We start from the raw sequence: 17681 nt of genomic DNA, 5'->3' as shown, positions 1-17681 counted from the left end.
AAAAAAACGGTGAATGTCTTAACTCGATATGGATAAGACTTTCACCGTTTTTGATAACTTGTTTAAATGAATTACTTAGCTGCTTTCTCTTGCATCTTTAAGTATTTCTTCACTTTTTTCATTGCCATTTGACGCTTAAGTGGCGATAGGTAATCAATGAATAGAATACCTTTTAGGTGATCGATTTCATGCTGTAGTGCAATCGCAAGGAAATCATCACGCTCAAAGTGAATGTCATTACCATCGCGATCCAGTGCAGTCAGTTCGATTTTCTCGAAACGCTCTACGTCTGCGTAGTAATCAGGTACTGATAGACAGCCTTCTTGACCAACCACTGGGTTCTCACCACGAACGATCTTAGGGTTAACGAATACCTGTGGCTCATTACGCTCTTCAGATAAGTCGATAACAATAATAGATTCTTTGCGGCCTACTTGAGGAGCAGCTAAACCAATACCATTACCCGTTTCGTACATGGTTTGTAGCATGTCGTCGATAAGCGTTTGGATGTGTTCAGCTTTTACGTCTGTTACTTCTTCAGCTTGAACGCGTAGCTTTGGATTTGGTTCGGTTAAAATTTCTAAAACTGCCATTTTCTCTCTACTTACTCGATGGAGTTGAATACCTTGCAGGGACGTAACTTATCAGATAGCCGCTCACTCTCAAAGTGATAATTAGCCTTGTTGCTCTATGTTCAATAGTTTATAGAACGGAGAAAAGAGAGAATAATCGTTTGTTTCAATTGGTATGATAGGTAAAAGTGAATAAATTTCGTGCTATTAATTTATATATTTGCTGCTAAATCATCACCATTCTCATGATTAAAAGCCCGTTGCAGACTTTTATATAAAATAACTTTTTCAATGGGTTTTGTCAGAAAGTCATCCATTCCAGATTTAAAACAACGTTGTTTTTCTTCCTCTAACACATTCGCTGTTAACGCAATAATAACGGGACGATGAATGGACTGCATTTTTCTTATTAATTCTGTTGCTTCCAGCCCTCCCATATTGGGCATCTGACAATCCATTAAGATAATATCAGCGGTATTTTCTATCATATACTCAACGGCTTGTACGCCATCGTTTACAACCACTATATTTTTAAGTCCAAATGCTGTTAGAAAAGCCTTAATTAATTGCTGATTTACCATGCTATCTTCAGCAACTAAAATCTTGCGATCTTCGTACATGGATAAATTCGTATTTTGAATACTCTCATCGCTATTTTCACTGTGTTTCTCATCGAACTGTTTCAATGGAATATCGAACCAAAAGGTCGTCCCTTGCCCGATACAACTTTCGACCTTGAGCTCTGCAGACATCAGCTTACACAAGCTGTTCGAGATTGATAAACCCAGCCCAGTCCCACCAAATTGACGAGAGATAGAACCATCTGCCTGGCGGTAAGAATCAAAAATAAAGGCGAGCTTTTCTCCTGCAATGCCAATACCTGTATCAATCACTTTAAACCTTATCCATTGAATATGTTTATCATTATATTTTCTTAATTCTTCACAATATTGTAATGGTGAAGATAAACGCTCAACACTCAATGTAACAGAGCCTGTATGAGTAAACTTAACCGCATTACCGACTAAATTAATGAGTATTTGACGTAAGCGCCCTTCATCTGCAATAAAACTAGACGCAATGTCGTCTCCGATTTCTGTTGAAACATGGATCTTCTTTATTTTGGCTTGATGAATAAATGGCGTAATACAACTATGAACAAAAGGATTGAAAGCAAAAGGCGTTAAGTGTAATTCAACATTACCTGATTCTAATTTCGAATAATCCAATATTTCATTAATAATCGCTAATAATGAATACGCTGATTCCTTGATATACCCAATCTGACGACGAGATTCTTTATCCATTTTTCTCTCTTCTAAGCATTGGACAAAGCCAAGTACACCGTTCATTGGGGTACGGATTTCATGACTCATATTCGCCATAAACTCTGATTTTATTTTAATTGCTTCACTTAAGTCATCTGCTTGCTCACGTAACTTTCGATTTAATCCTTGCAATTTGCTTTCAGTATTATGGATGCACTCGTCGGCTTTTTTTAATTCTGATGCTAATAAGGATACTTCGCCTTCTGCATCTCCAACATCTGAAATGTTAACGCCGCCTGAGCCTATTTTTGGTAATTGACCAATTAAAAACGTTAACGGCCTTGTTACCTTGCGGTACATATAAATCAGAATAAAGCATATAAAGAATAAAAATGGCAGAATAAAAACAAAAATATGAATTAAAATTGTAGTAATAATTTCTGAAGAGCTGTAATAAACCACATAATTAAATATATCATCACCATTAAATGATACTGGGTAAGTGAGCTTATAGTTACCTTTATAAATAGATAAACCTGGGGTTTGTTTTAATGGCTGATAATTTTCACCATCACCGTTTTCATAAAAATGCAGCAACTCCCCATCTAAATCGTACAAGGACAGAGAAAGTATCTCTTTATGACCTTCTAAATAGCGATTAAGTTCAATGGCCGTTTCAGTGTCTTGGTAAATGGCAGTATCAACCAGTAATGGTGAAATGGTATTCATCATCACTTTAATATCTTTCACAACACGCTGTGTATTATTATAATAACTAATATAAAGCGCTGATATCATGACACAAAGTAGAACTGTACTCATGACCAGCGCAATTTTACTAAATAAGCTTGTTTTGTGATACAAATGATGAATATCATGCTCGTGCGTAATCTTTGTATTTAATTGATCACTCTTTTCTTTTGCAATAGAGTTATCGTTCACATTTTCCTTCATCATTTTACCCTCAAGGTAAATCTATTTTTCGATGGGTAATCCTTTTTCAGACCAATCAATCCAAGAACCATCATAATGCGCTACATTAAAGCCAGCTTGTTTTAATAAGTAATAAGATAATGTCGATGCCGTACCTTTATTGCAGTAAGTAATATTTTTCTTTGATTTGTCTAAGTGTGCTAATACTTCATCAAGTTCAGCTTGTATTTTAAGAAATTTATTACCATTTTCATCAATAGTAAAAAACTCACTTAAATCAATATATTTTGCTTTAGGTATGCGACCATATTTACTGGTCATTGATTTCTTACCTAAATATTCATCATAAGTGCGGCTGTCATATAGATTATATTTCGGGTTATGAACCGCTACTTTTGCAACCGTAGTACTTGCATAAATACTTGGATTAAGCACAGGCACATAATCGGAAGCAGGTAATGAATGTGCTACTTGAGAAACGTCGTTCTTCTCTTTCCAGCCATCAAGACCGCCATTTAAAATCGCTAAATCTTTAATACCGTAGAGCTCTAATACCCAGAGTAGTCGCGACGCAAACATGAGTTCACCTTGATCATACACAATCACTTTAGCGTCTTTCGTTACTCCTTTCTCTCTCAACAATGGGGCTATGTTGACTTTATTTTTAACGTAATATGCGCGATCTTGAACTACATAAGTATCATCGACAGGAAAACTGATCGCATTAGGGATATGTCCTTGATCATATTCTTCTTTAGATCGGCTATCAAAAATCACTATCGGCTGCTTCGTTTTTATTTGCTCTTTCAGCCAATTAGGGTCGACGACATAACTTTGTTGTGCCAAGGCACTCATACTGGTAAAGAGACCCACGATAACAAACACAAAAACTGATAAATTTTTCAATATGTTTTGCCATTTAGTCATTCTGCTTTCCTTATTTCACCTGTATACGCGCACCAACAATAAGAACACTTTTGACCAACACATTTCATATCCAGCAAGAAACTAGCCAAAATAAAAAATATTAATTCGCCTGATTTCCCATCATTTTTAGCTTTCTGTACATTTAGCAATTTCTCTTTCTGCATTTTGCAAAGCAAATTGGTATCCAATACCTAAATATTTAGACAGCACTTCAGCAAGAATCATATTTATATCAATATGATAATTTGCGTTTCTATTCCCATCATTAGTATAGGATGATTATCGATAGATATTTTATTTATGCTGATTTAGAATATTGTTTTATTCGTTATTCCTACCATGTGTAAAAAGCCAGACCGAACAACGGCAATGCTCGACATCATTAGCCAAGTCAAACAACAATTTCCCCTTTATGATGAAAGTACTTTTGTCTGTGGCCCTGACAACAAATGTGTCGGTTGCCCAAAGAAATTATTAGAGTTAGTTGATACGGATTTAACCTATTGGGAATCTGCCATTGCCCGTGGTGTTACTCCGCAATTTGATGAGATCCGACGCTTTGGCAAACTGTGTAATAATGTGCGTCGAGCTTTAGTACGAAACAATATCATCAGCCAATAGCGCTATCGTTTTAGTAAACTCGCACTACATACAGCCTATTGTTAAGCGTGATATACTCCGCGATATTTTCTGCGTTAATGTCATTGCATTAACTGTTTAATGATTTATTTGAGACTCTACATGCCATTCTCTAAGCTTGGATTAAGCGATTCTATCGTTAAAGCCGTAACCGAAATGGGTTACACCTCTCCGACACCTATTCAAGAAAAAGCCATTCCAGTTGCTCTAACAGGTAAAAACCTGATGGCTGCTGCGCAAACAGGTACAGGTAAAACAGCGAGTTTCGTATTACCAATCTTACAAATGCTAAATGATGGCATTAAGGTTCGCCCTAAGCGTGTGCGTGCATTAATTCTTGCCCCTACTCGTGAACTGGCTGTACAAGTAGAAGACAACATTAAGCAATACAGCAAACACTTAAACCTTAAATCAATGGCGATGTACGGTGGTGTGGATTACGAACCACAAAAACGTCGTTTAATTGAAGGTGTCGATATTTTAGTGGCAACACCGGGTCGTCTGTTAGATATGTACACCCAACGTGCGATTCACTTTGATGCGATTGAAATTTTAGTGCTTGATGAAGCCGACCGTATGCTTGATATGGGCTTTATTGAAGACATTAATAAGATCGTTGAGCGCTTACCGGTTGAACGCCAAAACATGCTGTTCTCAGCAACTTTATCTGATCAGGTGCGCTTCCTAGCAAAAACTGCAGTACGTAATCCGATTGAAATCTCAGTCGCTAAAGACGCCTCTGCCGATCCTAAAATTGATCAATGGTTAGTGACCGTTGATAAAGACATGAAATCGTCATTACTTAGTCACCTAATTCAAGAACAACAATGGGATCAAGCGTTGATCTTCATTGAAACCAAACATGGTGCGGCTAAATTAGTAACACAGCTAGAAAAGCGCGGTATTAAAGCAGAATCTTTCCACAGTGGTCGTAGCCAAGGCGTACGTTCACAGCTATTAGAAGATTTTAAAAACGGCAAACTGCAATACTTAATTGCAACTGGCGTAGCATCACGTGGTATCGATATTGAGCAATTAACGCGTGTGGTTAACTACGATTTACCGTTCCCACCAGAAGAATATGTTCACCGTATTGGTCGTACAGGTCGTGCTGGCGCATCAGGTGAAGCGATTTCATTTGTATCAAAAGATAACTTCAAAAACCTATGTATGATTGAGAGCCTATTAGGCCACTTAATTGTTCGTAAAGAAATTGAAGGCTTTAAACCTAAAAAAGAAGTGCCAGTTTCAATTTTGAACTATAAACCAAAGTTCAAGAAACCAGCGAAACCTCGCGATGATGCAGAAGGTGAAAATAACGAGCGTAAACCACGTCGTGACAATCGTAGCCGTAACAATGCATCTCGTGGTGATAAGCCTAAATCAGCCAAGCCTAAACGCCGTAAGCCTATTACAGATCGTGAAACAGGTTTACCTCGTGCACCACGTAAGCCTAAGCCACAACAATAATAATGGCTTTCTAAACCTATAAAAAACGCCAGTATGCTTTTACTATCTGCATACTGGCGTTTTTGTTTATGCTTGAGTCAGTAAAAGATTAAGCTTTCGCTGATACAAGTGATGAATTGTTTTCTGCTTCTGGACGTTTCAGGATTGCATAAGAAATACCTGTAACTAATGTACCTGCAATAATAGCGACTAAGTAAAGTAACGCTGGTGTAATTGCATTAGGAATAAGCAGAACAAATAAACCGCCGTGTGGTGCCATTAGTTTTGCACCGAATAGCATAGATAATGCACCTGTTAACGCACCACCTAACATACAGCATGGGATCACACGCATTGGATCGCGTGCCGCAAACGGAATCGCACCTTCAGAGATAAAACATAAGCCTAGTACAAACGATGCTTTACCTGCTTCATTTTCACTTGCAGCGAACTTACGTTTTGCAAGAAAAGTGGCTAGACCCATACCCATAGCTGGCACCATACCCGCCGCCATTACTGCAGCCATTGGCGCATAAGTATGAGATGCTAATAAGCCAACACCAAATGTATATGCTGCTTTATTAACAGGACCACCTAGGTCGAAACACATCATACAGCCAAGAATGATACCCAATAAAACCGCATTCGCAGATCCCATGGTATTAAGGAAATGGGTTAACCCTTCCATAGCCGCAGATACTGGACCACCGACAACATAAATCATTACCAAGCCAGTAATTAAGCTAGCAACGAATGGAATGATTAGGATAGGTTTTAAGGCATCCATTGATTGCGGTAATTTCACTTTTTCCACTAGGAATTTCGCACTGTAACCTGCTAAGAAACCTGCAACGATACCACCTAAAAAGCCAGCCCCTGTTGAACTTGCTAACATACCGCCAATTAAACCAGGCGCTAGACCAGGGCGATCTGCAATGGAGAAAGCAATAAAACCAGCCAGAACAGGCACCATTAATGCAAAGGCAGAATCACCACCAATTTTCATTAATGCTGCTGCTAGTGTTCCCTGCTCTTTAAATGCTTCGATACCGAAAACAAATGACAACGCAATTGATAAGCCACCAGCAACCACTAATGGCAGCATGTAGGAAACGCCTGTCATTAGGTGTTTGTACACACCTGCTTTCTCTTCTTTCTTCTCTGTGGTTTCTTTTACACTATGTTGATAAGGCGCTGCTTGAGCAAAAGCGTTATCAATTTCCTGTGCTGTTTTCTTAAGCGCCAAGCCCGTACTGGTTTTATAAAGAGGCTTTCCATTAAAGCGTGATAAATCCACATCAATGTCAGCGGCAATAATCACCAAATCAGCAGCTTCAATTTCTTCTGCGGTTAATTGGTTTTTAGCCCCAACAGAGCCACGAGTTTCAACTTTAACATCGTACTCCTGACGTTTAGCTTCCGTTTCTAATGCTTCAGCAGCCATAAAGGTATGTGCAACACCTGTTGGGCACGCTGTAATTGCCACAATCTTTTTCTTGCTTGAATTAGGTGTTGTTACAACACTTTCAGCAACCAATTCCTGCGATTGATTAACCGCCTCTTGTAGCCATGCTGTTGGGTTTTCCATGCATGCTGAAACATCACTGCGGTAGACTTTCTTACCCACAAAACGCTGCTCATCAACCTCTGCATTGGCAGCAATCACAATGTAGTCTGATTGCTCAATTTGTTGCTCAGTTAATAACTGTGTTGGCTTTAATGTGGTGTGACATTCAATATTAGCTTGCCATTTTAGCTCTGCTGCGGCTTTTTCTAATAATCCAGCGGCAATCAATGTTGTTGCAATGCCACTTGGACATGCGGTAACGATACTAATCTTCATCTGTTCAATCCCTACACTGTCGACGTTATTGTTGCGCTCTTATGAAAGTTGAACGCTATCTTCTATGTTTTTTACAGCTGCTAAATCATCTACACCAACACCTACTTGGGTAACAGCGTAGGCAGAAAGCGCAGTAGCAAAACTTAAGGTTTTTGCTTTATTCCAACCGTTTAGATGTCCCCAACACATTCCAGCAACTAATGTATCGCCCGCACCAACTGTGCTCATTACGGTCATTTTGGGTGGTTTAGCACGCAGCCAACCTTCACTATCTCGCCACATCACACCGTTAGCACCCAATGACACAACAACATTATCGATATGTTTATTAGATAATTGCTCCGCAACTTCGATGATGTCGCTTTCAGATACTAATTCACGTTTCGCCCACTCAGCTAGCTCTTCATCATTTGGTTTAACCAGCCAAGGTTTAGCTTCGAGTCCGACTTCAAACGCCGCTTTACTGCTGTCAAACAATACTTGCTTACCAAGCTGTTGCAGTTTTTCGATCCATAACGCACATTGCTGTGGTGAAATACCGCGCGGTAGGCTGCCTGCAAGTACAAAGACATCGTGACTCTCAGCTAGCTCAAATAAGGTTGCTTCGAACTGCGCAATATCATCATGCGTTACGCTAACACCCGGGAAGTTGATATCACTTACACGTCCGTCTTGTTCAACTAACTTAACGTTAATTCTTGTCGCACCCGCCACGCGAACAAACTTATCGGTAACGCCAATTTGTTCAAATAGCTGACAAAAGCCTTCTTGATTATCTGCACCAAGTAACCCTGTCACTGTTACCTCTGCGCCTAATTCAGCCAGTACCTTAGCAACGTTGACGCCTTTTCCCGCCGGATGAAGCGAGCCTTGGTCAACCACATTCACAGTACCTGCTGTGAGTGTTGATAAATGACCAATCAGATCTAAAGCAGGATTTAATGTCACGGTGACAACTTTAACTGCAGGATTATTCATTGTATTTTTCATCATTCTGTAAGCCTTACAGTTTCTCACCTAAGCCATCAGCAATAGCTTGACCAATTGCTGCTAGTGCCTCTTCTGCATCACTACCACTTGCGGTAAATTGCAGCTCATTCCCGCATTTCACACCAAGCCCAATCACTTTCATTAAGCTTTTAGCATTCACTGATTTACCTTGATTCGATAAGTTTAATACTTGAATATCAGCATCAAATTGCTTGGTGGTATTCACTAACATTGCCCCAGGACGTGCGTGTAAACCGTGTGGGTTTTTAATCGCGAAAACAGCGGTATTACCATCCAGTAGTACTTGGGTTAGTGCGTTACACATTTGCTCGGGACTTGAAGCAAGAAATGCCTCAACTTTATTGTTAAAGATCAGCGACGTAAGAAGCTCGATATTTGCAACATAACTGCTATTTGCAGCAGCGATAACAATCAAACCTTTTACTGACTGAGATTGATATTCAAACGCTTGTGCAGGCGTAACAACCGCAATAGCGGTGCGTTCAACCTGTTGATCACTGCTTATTAGCCATAGGCCCTGACCTAGGTAACTTGGGTCTTTACTAATAACGTCTGCTACCATCTGCTTGTCAGCAAAACCTTGCTGCTTTATTAAACCCGCGGCAACAGCACTTAACTGCAATACATCGTTTACCGGAAAATCTTTTAAGATTAACTGACTATTACATTCTGCTTCTGATTGCTCAGCACCCATTAAAATGGCAATTACCTGATCTGCGCTATCACAATGTTTTAGCTTCTCTTCAATACCATCAGCAGAGAGTACTTTGGTTAATTGCTTTAGAATCGATAGGTGTTCATCAGATTTAGCGGCGATACCGATCGCAAGATAAACGGTTTGACCATTACCCCAATCGACACCTTGTGGGTATTGATGAACTTTTACCCCTGTTTTATTCACCAATTCGCGGGTATCTGTTGTGCCATGAGGGATCGCAATACCATTGCCTAGGTAAGTCGAATTTTGCGATTCACGGGTTAGCATCCCGTTCACATAGCCAGTACGTACTAGCCCTTCAGCCTCTAGATCTGCAGCAAGTGCTTTAATTGCATCTTGTTTATTGTTTGCCGATTTCCGCAAAGCAATATCATGTTGAGTTAATGACAGCATCTTTTTCTCCGAGCTTATCGAATCTTTGCTTAATTATTTTACTGACTAGTCGCTGAAAGCTGAATCGTTTCAGCAACTAGTCAAATTAAAAGTTTCAGTACAATCATTCAGCTACATTTGCTTTACACTCTACTGAAACCTTTCAGCTTGCATACTGAATCGTTTCAGCTAATATTGCAATTGATCCTAGCGAGGTAATCACTGGATCTATGATGAAGCGCACAAATTGGCTTCAAATCGCAATTAATGAATATAGGTTAACGCTATAAATGGGTACTTTGTGGCGTAGTGCACCAAATTTCAGTGCTTAAATAGAATGATTAACTAATGACATTAAATGAAATCGCAAAACTTGCTGGCGTCTCAAGAACCACAGCAAGCTACATTATCAATGGTAAGGCAGAGCAATATCGTATTAGCGAAAAAACACAGCAAAAAGTGCTTGCTGTCGTTAATGCCCACAACTATCGCCCTAACCACGCCGCCTCTTCTCTTCGCGCTAGCAGTAGCCAATCTTTAGGCTTGATCATTCCAGATCTTGAAAACAGCAGTTATGCCAAAATTGCTAAATTATTAGAACTCAATGCCCGTAAAGCGGGTTACCAAGTGATTATTTCCTGTACTGATGACGATCCTGATACAGAAGTGAATGTGGCAACGATCTTACTCAGTCGCAAACTTGATGCACTGATCGTGGCAAGCTCACTGCCAGCAGACAATGATTTCTACCGACAAGTACAAGCTAAAGGTACACCTGTTATTGCGATTGACCGTGCTTTAGATGATGAATATTTCGCCTCGGTGATCAGCGAGGATCTTGAAGGGGCTTATGCGCTTACGAAAGCCCTACTCTCTCAGCCTATTTCATCTATTGGTTTAATTGGCGCGGTGCCTGATCTTGGGGTATCCAAAGAGCGCGAACAAGGTTTTCATTCTGCATTAACGAATAGTAATAAAGATAACCAAGTGCAGATCAGTTATGGCGAACAATTTAGCCAGCAACATGGAGCGCAAATAGCTGAACAATGGATTCAAGACGGTGTTTTCCCACAGGCCGTACTTGCTACTTCTTACACACTTTTTGAAGGGATTCTGGATTGCTTACTCAAGCACCCAGAGATAATGGCAAAAACTTATTTAGCCACCTTTGGTGATAATCGATTGTTAGACTTTCTACCTAATAAGATTCAATCATTACCGCAACAGTTTGATCTTATCGCTGATTGTGCGCTACAGCTCGCTTTATCAGCAATTAAGGGAGATTATCAACAAGGCGTCGAAGTGATCCCAAGAAAGCTGATCTGCCGATAAACTTTCAAAGGCGTGCCATCACATATCTGACGAATTCCTTAATATTTCGATACCTATAGCCAATAAACTGGTGGATGAAGTGTGATTTAAGTCGCATAATTACGTCACGTTATCATCCACTTATACGGCACGTTATGTATTCACGGTTAAAGCTTTTACTGCTTACCCACGCGCAGTTTGCACACGCTCTTCGTGTCACACTTGCGATTGCTTTTAGCCTTGTATTTTACACTTTCGTACCCGTTCCCCATTCAATGTGGGGACCTGTTACTGTCGCCGTGGTGCTAATGCAACCTTACGCTGGCGTTATCAAACAAAAAGGTTTCCAGCGTGTTGGCGGTACACTACTCGGCGCAATATTAGGTTTAGTGACGGTATTTTTCCCTCAAAATTTGGCGGATTTTGTACCCGTATGGATGCTAACTTGGTGCTTTTTACTGTCATTAAAATCTCACGGTAAAAACACTTACATCTTTTTCTTAGCAGTAATGACGCTGATCATCGTGGCCTATCAAGGCAACAGCGAGCAAGAAGTCTCTGTTGCAATGTGGCGAGTCACCAATATTATTATTGGTAGCTTAATCGCAATGGCATTTTCCATGCTGTTTCCTATTCGCGCCCAATACCAGTGGGATCAACTGTTTAATAACAACCTGCATGATTTACGTCAGCTATACCAAGCCCATGCTTCTGCTCATATTCCTAGCATTAAAATTTTGTCGCGTATTAAGTCGCAGGTAAATGAACGTCAAATTCAAATGGTGAGCTTGTTGCCCAATGTGCAAAAAGAAAATAAGAAATCTGCAGGTCACTATAAAGCCATCGTAACCATTCAAAGTTCAATGATAAGTTTGATTGAACAGTTAATAGAAACCCATTGGAGTTCTGATATTGGTCGTCGGCAACTATTAGCGCAAACTGGGCTTAAAGCTTACCAACAGCAAATCGTACAAATTTTAAATCAACTTGCCGATCACAATCATACAGCGCTCGATCTGCCAGATGTTCATCAACTGAAAGAAATGGCGTTACAAATTCCACAACCCAAAGACTCGATTTTATTAGGGCCTTATGGTTATCTATGGTTAACCAGACAGTTAGTCTATCGTTTAGATGAATTGATTGTTCAGCTACAACTTATCCAAAACACCAAACATAAAGCTATATCACCTTTGTAATTGAAGCATTATATCGTTAATGTATTGGTTACTGATTTATAAACATGACAGCCATCTCGGGAGAATCTGCAATGACTCAAAAAACAAAAACAATGGAAGTACCTGTAGCCATCGCCGATAGAGTACAAGCTTTAATTGATGGCTATGAAGCCAAAGCAAAGTTTGATGCTGAATTAAGAGAGAAAGTGAATAACTTCCTTGCAATGGATGGGCTAAGTTGTGAAATGGCAGTATATAGCCTGCCACAAAAAGAGCTGCTTGATACGTTACGCTATGTTTACGAACTATCAGGCACTAATAGCAAGTTTGTGAAAAGCATTATCACTCTACACCGTGATAACCCGAAAAAAGTATTATCCGATGCACAACGTGCTTCAGCGAAAAGCATGCTGTTTAACCTTATAAATGATCCATCTGTGGTTTCTGCAATGAAAGAGCAAGGCTAATTAGTCGCTTAAAACACCAATAAAAAACGGCATGATGTATTCAGTTAAATGAACCACATCATGCCGTTTTTGTATCAAATTATTTTTTAAATCAAGCTCTAGCTGATCACTTGGCTCACGCCTTGATCTTGTAGCCAAGCACGTAAACGTGGAGCATCTTCAATAAAACGACTGTAAACCAAACAAGGTTTATGTGAGCTTTCCACAGCATTTAATAGCATTTTCACCAACTGCAATAATGCGTCGTTTTGCGCATCTGGCATGTAATGTAATGATGTATTATCAATATCTAAACCTAATGTAAATTGCGCTAACTGCTCAATATCAATAACAAAACCATCGAAATATTGTAAGAAGGTTTCAGCAAGTAATGCATTAGCAGGAACGCTACACATCATAGAGACTTTAAGCCCATCCGCACCACGACATAACCCCTGCTCTGCCAGTAAATCAATCACGGTTGCAGCTTCACTAAAGGTACGAACAAACGGTACAACCAATTCGATATTTTTCGCATCTAATCGAGCACGTTTAATCGCTTCACACTCTAATTCAAAGGATTTACGAAAATCAGCATGACCTAAACGCGAAGCGCCACGAAGCCCCATCACTGGGTTGATTTCTTCCGCTTCAACTTCTGCCCCTAGCAGGTGACTACGCGCATACGAATCATCACTGGTTAAACGCACTTTTAATGGCGCATCGCCTTGTTTTGCAGCGGCTTCAATTAATAGCTGGCTAAGTTTGGCGACGAATAACTCAGCTAACGGTGTTTGATCGTCTGAAGCGTCAATTGCCTCCAGAAAAGCGAGTTTCGCTTGTGGCGATAATGATTCTGGCTTTGTGACAGCACAAGGGTGAATCCCCATGTTATGCGCAATCAGATCGTCGAGTGATACCAAGCCAATCTCCCCGCTTTCTAGTCCAGTCAGCTGCACTGATGACGTTAACAGCGCTGTTAACGTTAATTCATTTTCAGTTGTCATAAAGCACCAATACTTCCTTGTTAATGAGAAAAGCGCTTAACATTGCTCATACAATTTGAGCTGTTAAACACGATTACTGTTTATCGACCTTACTTTGTGTTGAATTGAGAGGCAAGAAATAAAGCATAACTCATTCATATCCATCACAGTTTTCATCTCATCGTATTCTTGATGAGAAAATCATCAGCGGTTGTAAAATCTTGTTACGATCGCAACTAAAAGCTACGCTATATCACAAGTTTGGTTTATTAAAATCGATTTTTGGGCTATCTTACCGAGGTTATTACAGATATACCCAAGGTAGGCAAACATATTATGCCAATGAAAACAGATGAACTTCGCACCGTGAGTTTGGGCTTGATGCCAACTCCAGCTGAAATTGAAGCTACATCACCAATGACAGATGAAATTGCTGCGCATGTTGATCATGCTCGTAAACAAATCGAAGCAATTTTAATGGGCAAAGATTCCCGTTTGCTTGTCATTGTTGGTCCATGTTCTATTCATGATACCGATGCAGCTGTTGATTACGCGAAGCGCCTTGTTGCTGTACAAGAAACATATAAAGACCAATTGCTAATTGTGATGCGTACCTATTTCGAAAAGCCACGAACCGTAGTTGGCTGGAAAGGTTTAGTATCCGACCCTCATTTAGATGGCAGTTTAGATTTAGCCGCTGGTTTGAAAAAAGCACGTAAGCTGCTTGTTGATATTAATGCATTAGGTTTACCAACAGCGACTGAGTTTCTCGATATGATCACAGGTCAATACTTGGCTGATCTTATAAGTTGGGGCGCAATTGGTGCTCGTACAACAGAATCTCAGATCCACCGCGAAATGGCATCAGCATTGTCCTGTCCTGTTGGCTTCAAAAATGGCACTGACGGCAATACTAAAATTGCAATTGACGCTATCCGCGCGACCCGTGCTTCTCACCTTTTCTGCTCACCAGCGAAAAATGGCTAAATGACCATTTACCGTACTTCAGGTAACCCTTATGGTCATATCATTTTACGTGGTGGCAAAATGCCTAATTACCATGCTGACGATATTGCGAATGCGTGTGATGCACTGGCAGAGTTTGATTTACCAACCCGTTTAGTTGTCGATTTCAGTCATGGTAACTGTCAAAAACAACATAAACGTCAATTAGATGTTGCTGCCGATATTTGTGAACAAATTAAAAATGGCAGCCAATCTATTGCGGGTATCATGGCGGAAAGCTTTATAGAAGAAGGCAACCAAGCAGTTATCGAAAACAAGCTTGATCAATTGGTGTACGGTAAATCCATTACTGACCCATGCATTGACTGGAACGATACTGTGAAAATGCTGGATATGTTAGCGGATGCAGTGAAAACGGCACAGAGCTAAAATATCAATTAAAACAATTTGATGTTTTGATATACCGGACATTAGGAGAAGCAAATCATCTTCTCCTATTTTAATAAACGGTATACTATACGTGTTATATGTAGATGGGAATCACTCCCCTAGACTTAAGATAAGAGGCCATAAACATGCCATCTTTTGATATTGTTTCAGAAGTAGATTCAGTAGAAATCAAAAATGCGGTAGACAACTCAAAGCGTGAACTAGATACGCGTTTCGACTTCCGTAATGTTGAATCAAGCATTGAATTAAACAAAGAAATCGTAAAAATCACATCTGAGTCTGAATTCCAAGTAGACCAAATCGTTGCAATTTTACGTAATAACCTAGCTAAACGTGGTGTTGATGCGAACGCACTTGAGCGTAAAGCAGTGACTTTCTCTGGCAAAACTGCATCTCAAAACATCGAATTCAAGCAAGGTGTTGAAGGTACAAACGCTAAGAAATTAGTGAAAGCAATTAAAGATGCGAAATTGAAAGTTCAAGTTTCTATCCAAGGTGACAAACTACGTGTTACTGGTAAGAAGCGTGACGATCTACAAGCAACAATGGCGCTTGTACGTGAACAAGAACTAGGTCAACCATTCCAGTTCGACAATTTCCGCGATTAATCTTTTTATATTGCGTAAAAAAGGAAGGCCAAGTGCCTTCCTTTTTTTTAAACTTTTTTTGCGTGCATTAAAATAATATTGTAAAAAATATACTTGAGGTGTATTATTCAAAATATAGTTTAAAATGCTTTTTAGTTATAAAAATTGCATATTTCAACTAATATATACACTTTTATTACATAAAAATCCCACCTTTATCACTGCATAATAATGTTATTAATATAACGTTAACGCACTTGTATGCTTTGTAAGCAAACGCATTTTTTTTCTCTGCAAAAATTGTTGAACCACGAATTTTTCCCCTATAATGCGCGCTCTTCCATAGGGGCACTATTTACAAGGTTATTATAAGAGAGACTCACAGCAGAGATTGATACAACTTGCTTGATGTCAGCACGGAAACACTGATCGACGACGGACCTGTCACCCAATACATATTTCATTAAATATCGTATTTCACCATCAATACGCACGTTCCCACTTCTATTACTGAAGCTTTATCTGTTGCTCTTCGCGTATGCGACCAAGGACGAAAGAATAACTCAGCCCTTTGAAAGTTAAACATTATACTTATAAAGGAGATGTCCATTATGGGCACCGCACAAAAATCAACAGCGACGACTTCAGCACAAAGCACAAAGTTAGGGTGGAAAAAAAGTGACACATTATGGATGCTTGGCCTATACGGTACAGCCGTAGGTGCAGGTACATTATTCCTACCAATTAATGCGGGTGTTGGCGGCTTAATTCCATTACTAGTAATGGCAGTGCTAGCATTCCCAATGACGTTCTTTGCTCACCGCGCAATGACACGTTTTGTACTATCAAGCTCTAACCCGGGTGCAGATATTACTGAAGTTGTTGAAGAGCACTTTGGTAAAGGCATGGGTAAAGTGATCACATTACTTTATTTCTTTGCTATCTACCCTATTCTGTTGGTTTACAGTGTTGCTTTAACAAACACAGTTGAAAGCTTCATGCTAAATCAACTAGGTATTGAGCCACCAGCACGCGCTATTCTTGCATTGGTTCTGATCCTTGGTTTAATGGCTATTGTTCGTTTAGGTGAGCAGCTAATTGTCAAAGCAATGAGTATCTTAGTATTCCCATTCGTAGCAGTACTACTGATGCTTGCACTGTACCTAATCCCTTACTGGAATGACGCTATTTTCCACAATGTGATCCCAGCAGATGGCGGCATGAACGCTGTAATGCTGGCGGTATGGCTAATTTTACTCGTAATGGTTTTCTCATTTAACCATTCCCCTGTTATCTCATCATTTGCTGTAGCAACACAAAAAGAGCATGGCGAAAACGCAGAGCGTCAAAGTTCACGCATCCTTGCTCGTGCTCACATCATGATGGTATTAACAGTAATGTTCTTCGTATTCAGCTGTGTATTCAGTCTATCACCTGAAAACCTAGCAGAAGCAAAAGCGAACAACGTATCGATCCTAACTTACCTAGCGAACCACTTCGATACACCTGTTATTGCTTACGTAGCACCAATTGTTGCTATTATCGCTATTACTAAGTCTTTCCTTGGTCACTACTTAGGTGCAAGTGAAGGTCTAAATGGTCTAGTGATCAAAGTTGCACGTGATAAGAACAAAGAGATTTCAAACAAGGCACTTAACCGCTTTACTGCAATCTTCATGCTAGTAACAACTTGGGCGGTAGCAACACTAAACCCAAGTATCCTAGGTATGATTGAAAGCCTTGGTGGTCCGATTATTGCGATGTTGCTATTTATCATGCCAATGTACGCAATCAAAAAAGTTCCAGCAATGAAGAAATACTCTGGCGCAATCAGCAACGTTTTCGTAACAGTGATTGGTCTGATTTCTATCTCTGCAATCTTCTACTCACTGTTTATGTAATTAATAAACAATGAGTTAAAAGGCTAGCCATGTGCTAGCCTTTTTTGTTTTTTCCCACTTATACACTCTGCTTCTTGTAAAAAATTTGCTACATTAATCTTAAGTCATTCATAAATAAGTTACT

At 39.8% G+C, this 17681-nt stretch carries 14 protein-coding genes and 1 pseudogene; 8 read left to right on the top strand and 7 right to left on the bottom strand.

The annotated features are described in order from the left end of the window. Positions 1-71: 71 nt before the first annotated feature. The 3 genes from def to Q7674_RS14060 all read right to left on the bottom strand — a co-directional run bounded on the left by def (position 72) and on the right by Q7674_RS14060 (position 3700). The gene (gene def / locus Q7674_RS14070; protein ID WP_023932470.1) at positions 72-593 is read right to left on the bottom strand and encodes a peptide deformylase; all 522 of its coding nucleotides are present in this window, start codon (positions 591-593) and stop codon (positions 72-74) included. 191 nt (positions 594-784) lie between these two features. Next, positions 785-2797 (bottom strand): ATP-binding protein, encoded by a 2013-nt coding sequence (locus tag Q7674_RS14065; RefSeq protein WP_237156783.1) that lies wholly within the window; start codon positions 2795-2797, stop codon positions 785-787. Between the two features lie 18 nt (positions 2798-2815). Next, positions 2816-3700 (bottom strand): sulfurtransferase, encoded by an 885-nt coding sequence (locus tag Q7674_RS14060; RefSeq protein WP_045065233.1) that lies wholly within the window; start codon positions 3698-3700, stop codon positions 2816-2818. 339 nt (positions 3701-4039) lie between these two features. Here Q7674_RS14060 and Q7674_RS14055 point away from each other — a divergent pair, with 339 nt between their 5' ends. Continuing rightward, positions 4040-4321 carry a hypothetical protein gene (locus Q7674_RS14055; protein ID WP_023932475.1) on the top strand — a complete coding sequence of 94 codons (282 nt, stop codon included), beginning with the start codon at positions 4040-4042 and terminating at the stop codon, positions 4319-4321. A gap of 120 nt (positions 4322-4441) precedes the next feature. Next, a complete protein-coding gene (locus Q7674_RS14050; protein WP_045065231.1) occupies positions 4442-5809 on the top strand; it encodes a DEAD/DEAH box helicase in 1368 nt (455 codons plus the stop codon). An 88-nt stretch (positions 5810-5897) separates the two neighbouring features. On the opposite strand, the gene fruA is transcribed toward Q7674_RS14050, so the two are convergent. From fruA to fruB, 3 genes are read right to left on the bottom strand one after another with little or no spacing between them, the layout of a single operon-like run. Beyond that, the gene (gene fruA, locus Q7674_RS14045; RefSeq protein WP_045065229.1) at positions 5898-7631 is read right to left on the bottom strand and encodes a PTS fructose transporter subunit IIBC; all 1734 of its coding nucleotides are present in this window, start codon (positions 7629-7631) and stop codon (positions 5898-5900) included. 39 nt (positions 7632-7670) lie between these two features. Then, positions 7671-8609 (bottom strand): 1-phosphofructokinase, encoded by a 939-nt coding sequence (pfkB, locus tag Q7674_RS14040; protein WP_305424137.1) that lies wholly within the window; start codon positions 8607-8609, stop codon positions 7671-7673. 25 nt (positions 8610-8634) lie between these two features. Beyond that, on the bottom strand, positions 8635-9753 hold the full coding sequence (gene fruB, locus Q7674_RS14035; protein WP_045065227.1) for a fused PTS fructose transporter subunit IIA/HPr protein: 1119 nt from the start codon (positions 9751-9753) through the stop codon (positions 8635-8637). A gap of 327 nt (positions 9754-10080) precedes the next feature. On the opposite strand from fruB, the gene cra reads away from it, so the two are divergent. From cra to Q7674_RS14020, 3 genes are all read left to right on the top strand, one after another. Beyond that, positions 10081-11064, top strand: coding sequence for a catabolite repressor/activator (gene cra, locus Q7674_RS14030; protein ID WP_305424055.1), 984 nt, complete (start codon positions 10081-10083; stop codon positions 11062-11064). Between the two features lie 134 nt (positions 11065-11198). Further along, positions 11199-12242 (top strand): FUSC family protein, encoded by a 1044-nt coding sequence (locus Q7674_RS14025; protein ID WP_043128909.1) that lies wholly within the window; start codon positions 11199-11201, stop codon positions 12240-12242. Positions 12243-12313: 71 nt separating this feature from the next. Next, positions 12314-12688: a hypothetical protein gene (locus Q7674_RS14020; RefSeq protein ID WP_023932488.1), complete on the top strand. Its 375-nt coding sequence runs from the start codon at positions 12314-12316 to the stop codon at positions 12686-12688. Positions 12689-12786: 98 nt separating this feature from the next. Here Q7674_RS14020 and Q7674_RS14015 read toward each other — a convergent pair whose 3' ends face one another. Further along, a complete protein-coding gene (locus tag Q7674_RS14015) occupies positions 12787-13674 on the bottom strand; it encodes a putative PEP-binding protein (protein ID WP_052679895.1) in 888 nt (295 codons plus the stop codon). 315 nt (positions 13675-13989) lie between these two features. On the opposite strand from Q7674_RS14015, the pseudogene Q7674_RS14010 reads away from it, so the two are divergent. The 3 genes and pseudogenes from Q7674_RS14010 (at position 13990) to Q7674_RS14000 (ending at position 17557) form a co-directional block, all read left to right on the top strand. Continuing rightward, positions 13990-15048 (top strand): annotated as a pseudogene (locus Q7674_RS14010) (3-deoxy-7-phosphoheptulonate synthase). A gap of 146 nt (positions 15049-15194) precedes the next feature. After that, positions 15195-15677 carry a YajQ family cyclic di-GMP-binding protein gene (locus Q7674_RS14005; protein ID WP_023932493.1) on the top strand — a complete coding sequence of 161 codons (483 nt, stop codon included), beginning with the start codon at positions 15195-15197 and terminating at the stop codon, positions 15675-15677. Positions 15678-16267: 590 nt separating this feature from the next. After that, positions 16268-17557, top strand: coding sequence for an HAAAP family serine/threonine permease (locus Q7674_RS14000; RefSeq protein ID WP_305424052.1), 1290 nt, complete (start codon positions 16268-16270; stop codon positions 17555-17557). Positions 17558-17681 lie beyond the last annotated feature (124 nt).

The organism is Photobacterium leiognathi, from assembly GCF_030685535.1.
In the GTDB taxonomy this organism is placed as follows: domain Bacteria; phylum Pseudomonadota; class Gammaproteobacteria; order Enterobacterales; family Vibrionaceae; genus Photobacterium; species Photobacterium leiognathi.
Note: the sequence above shows the minus strand (reverse complement) of the source record. Positions and strands in the feature narration are given on the sequence as shown.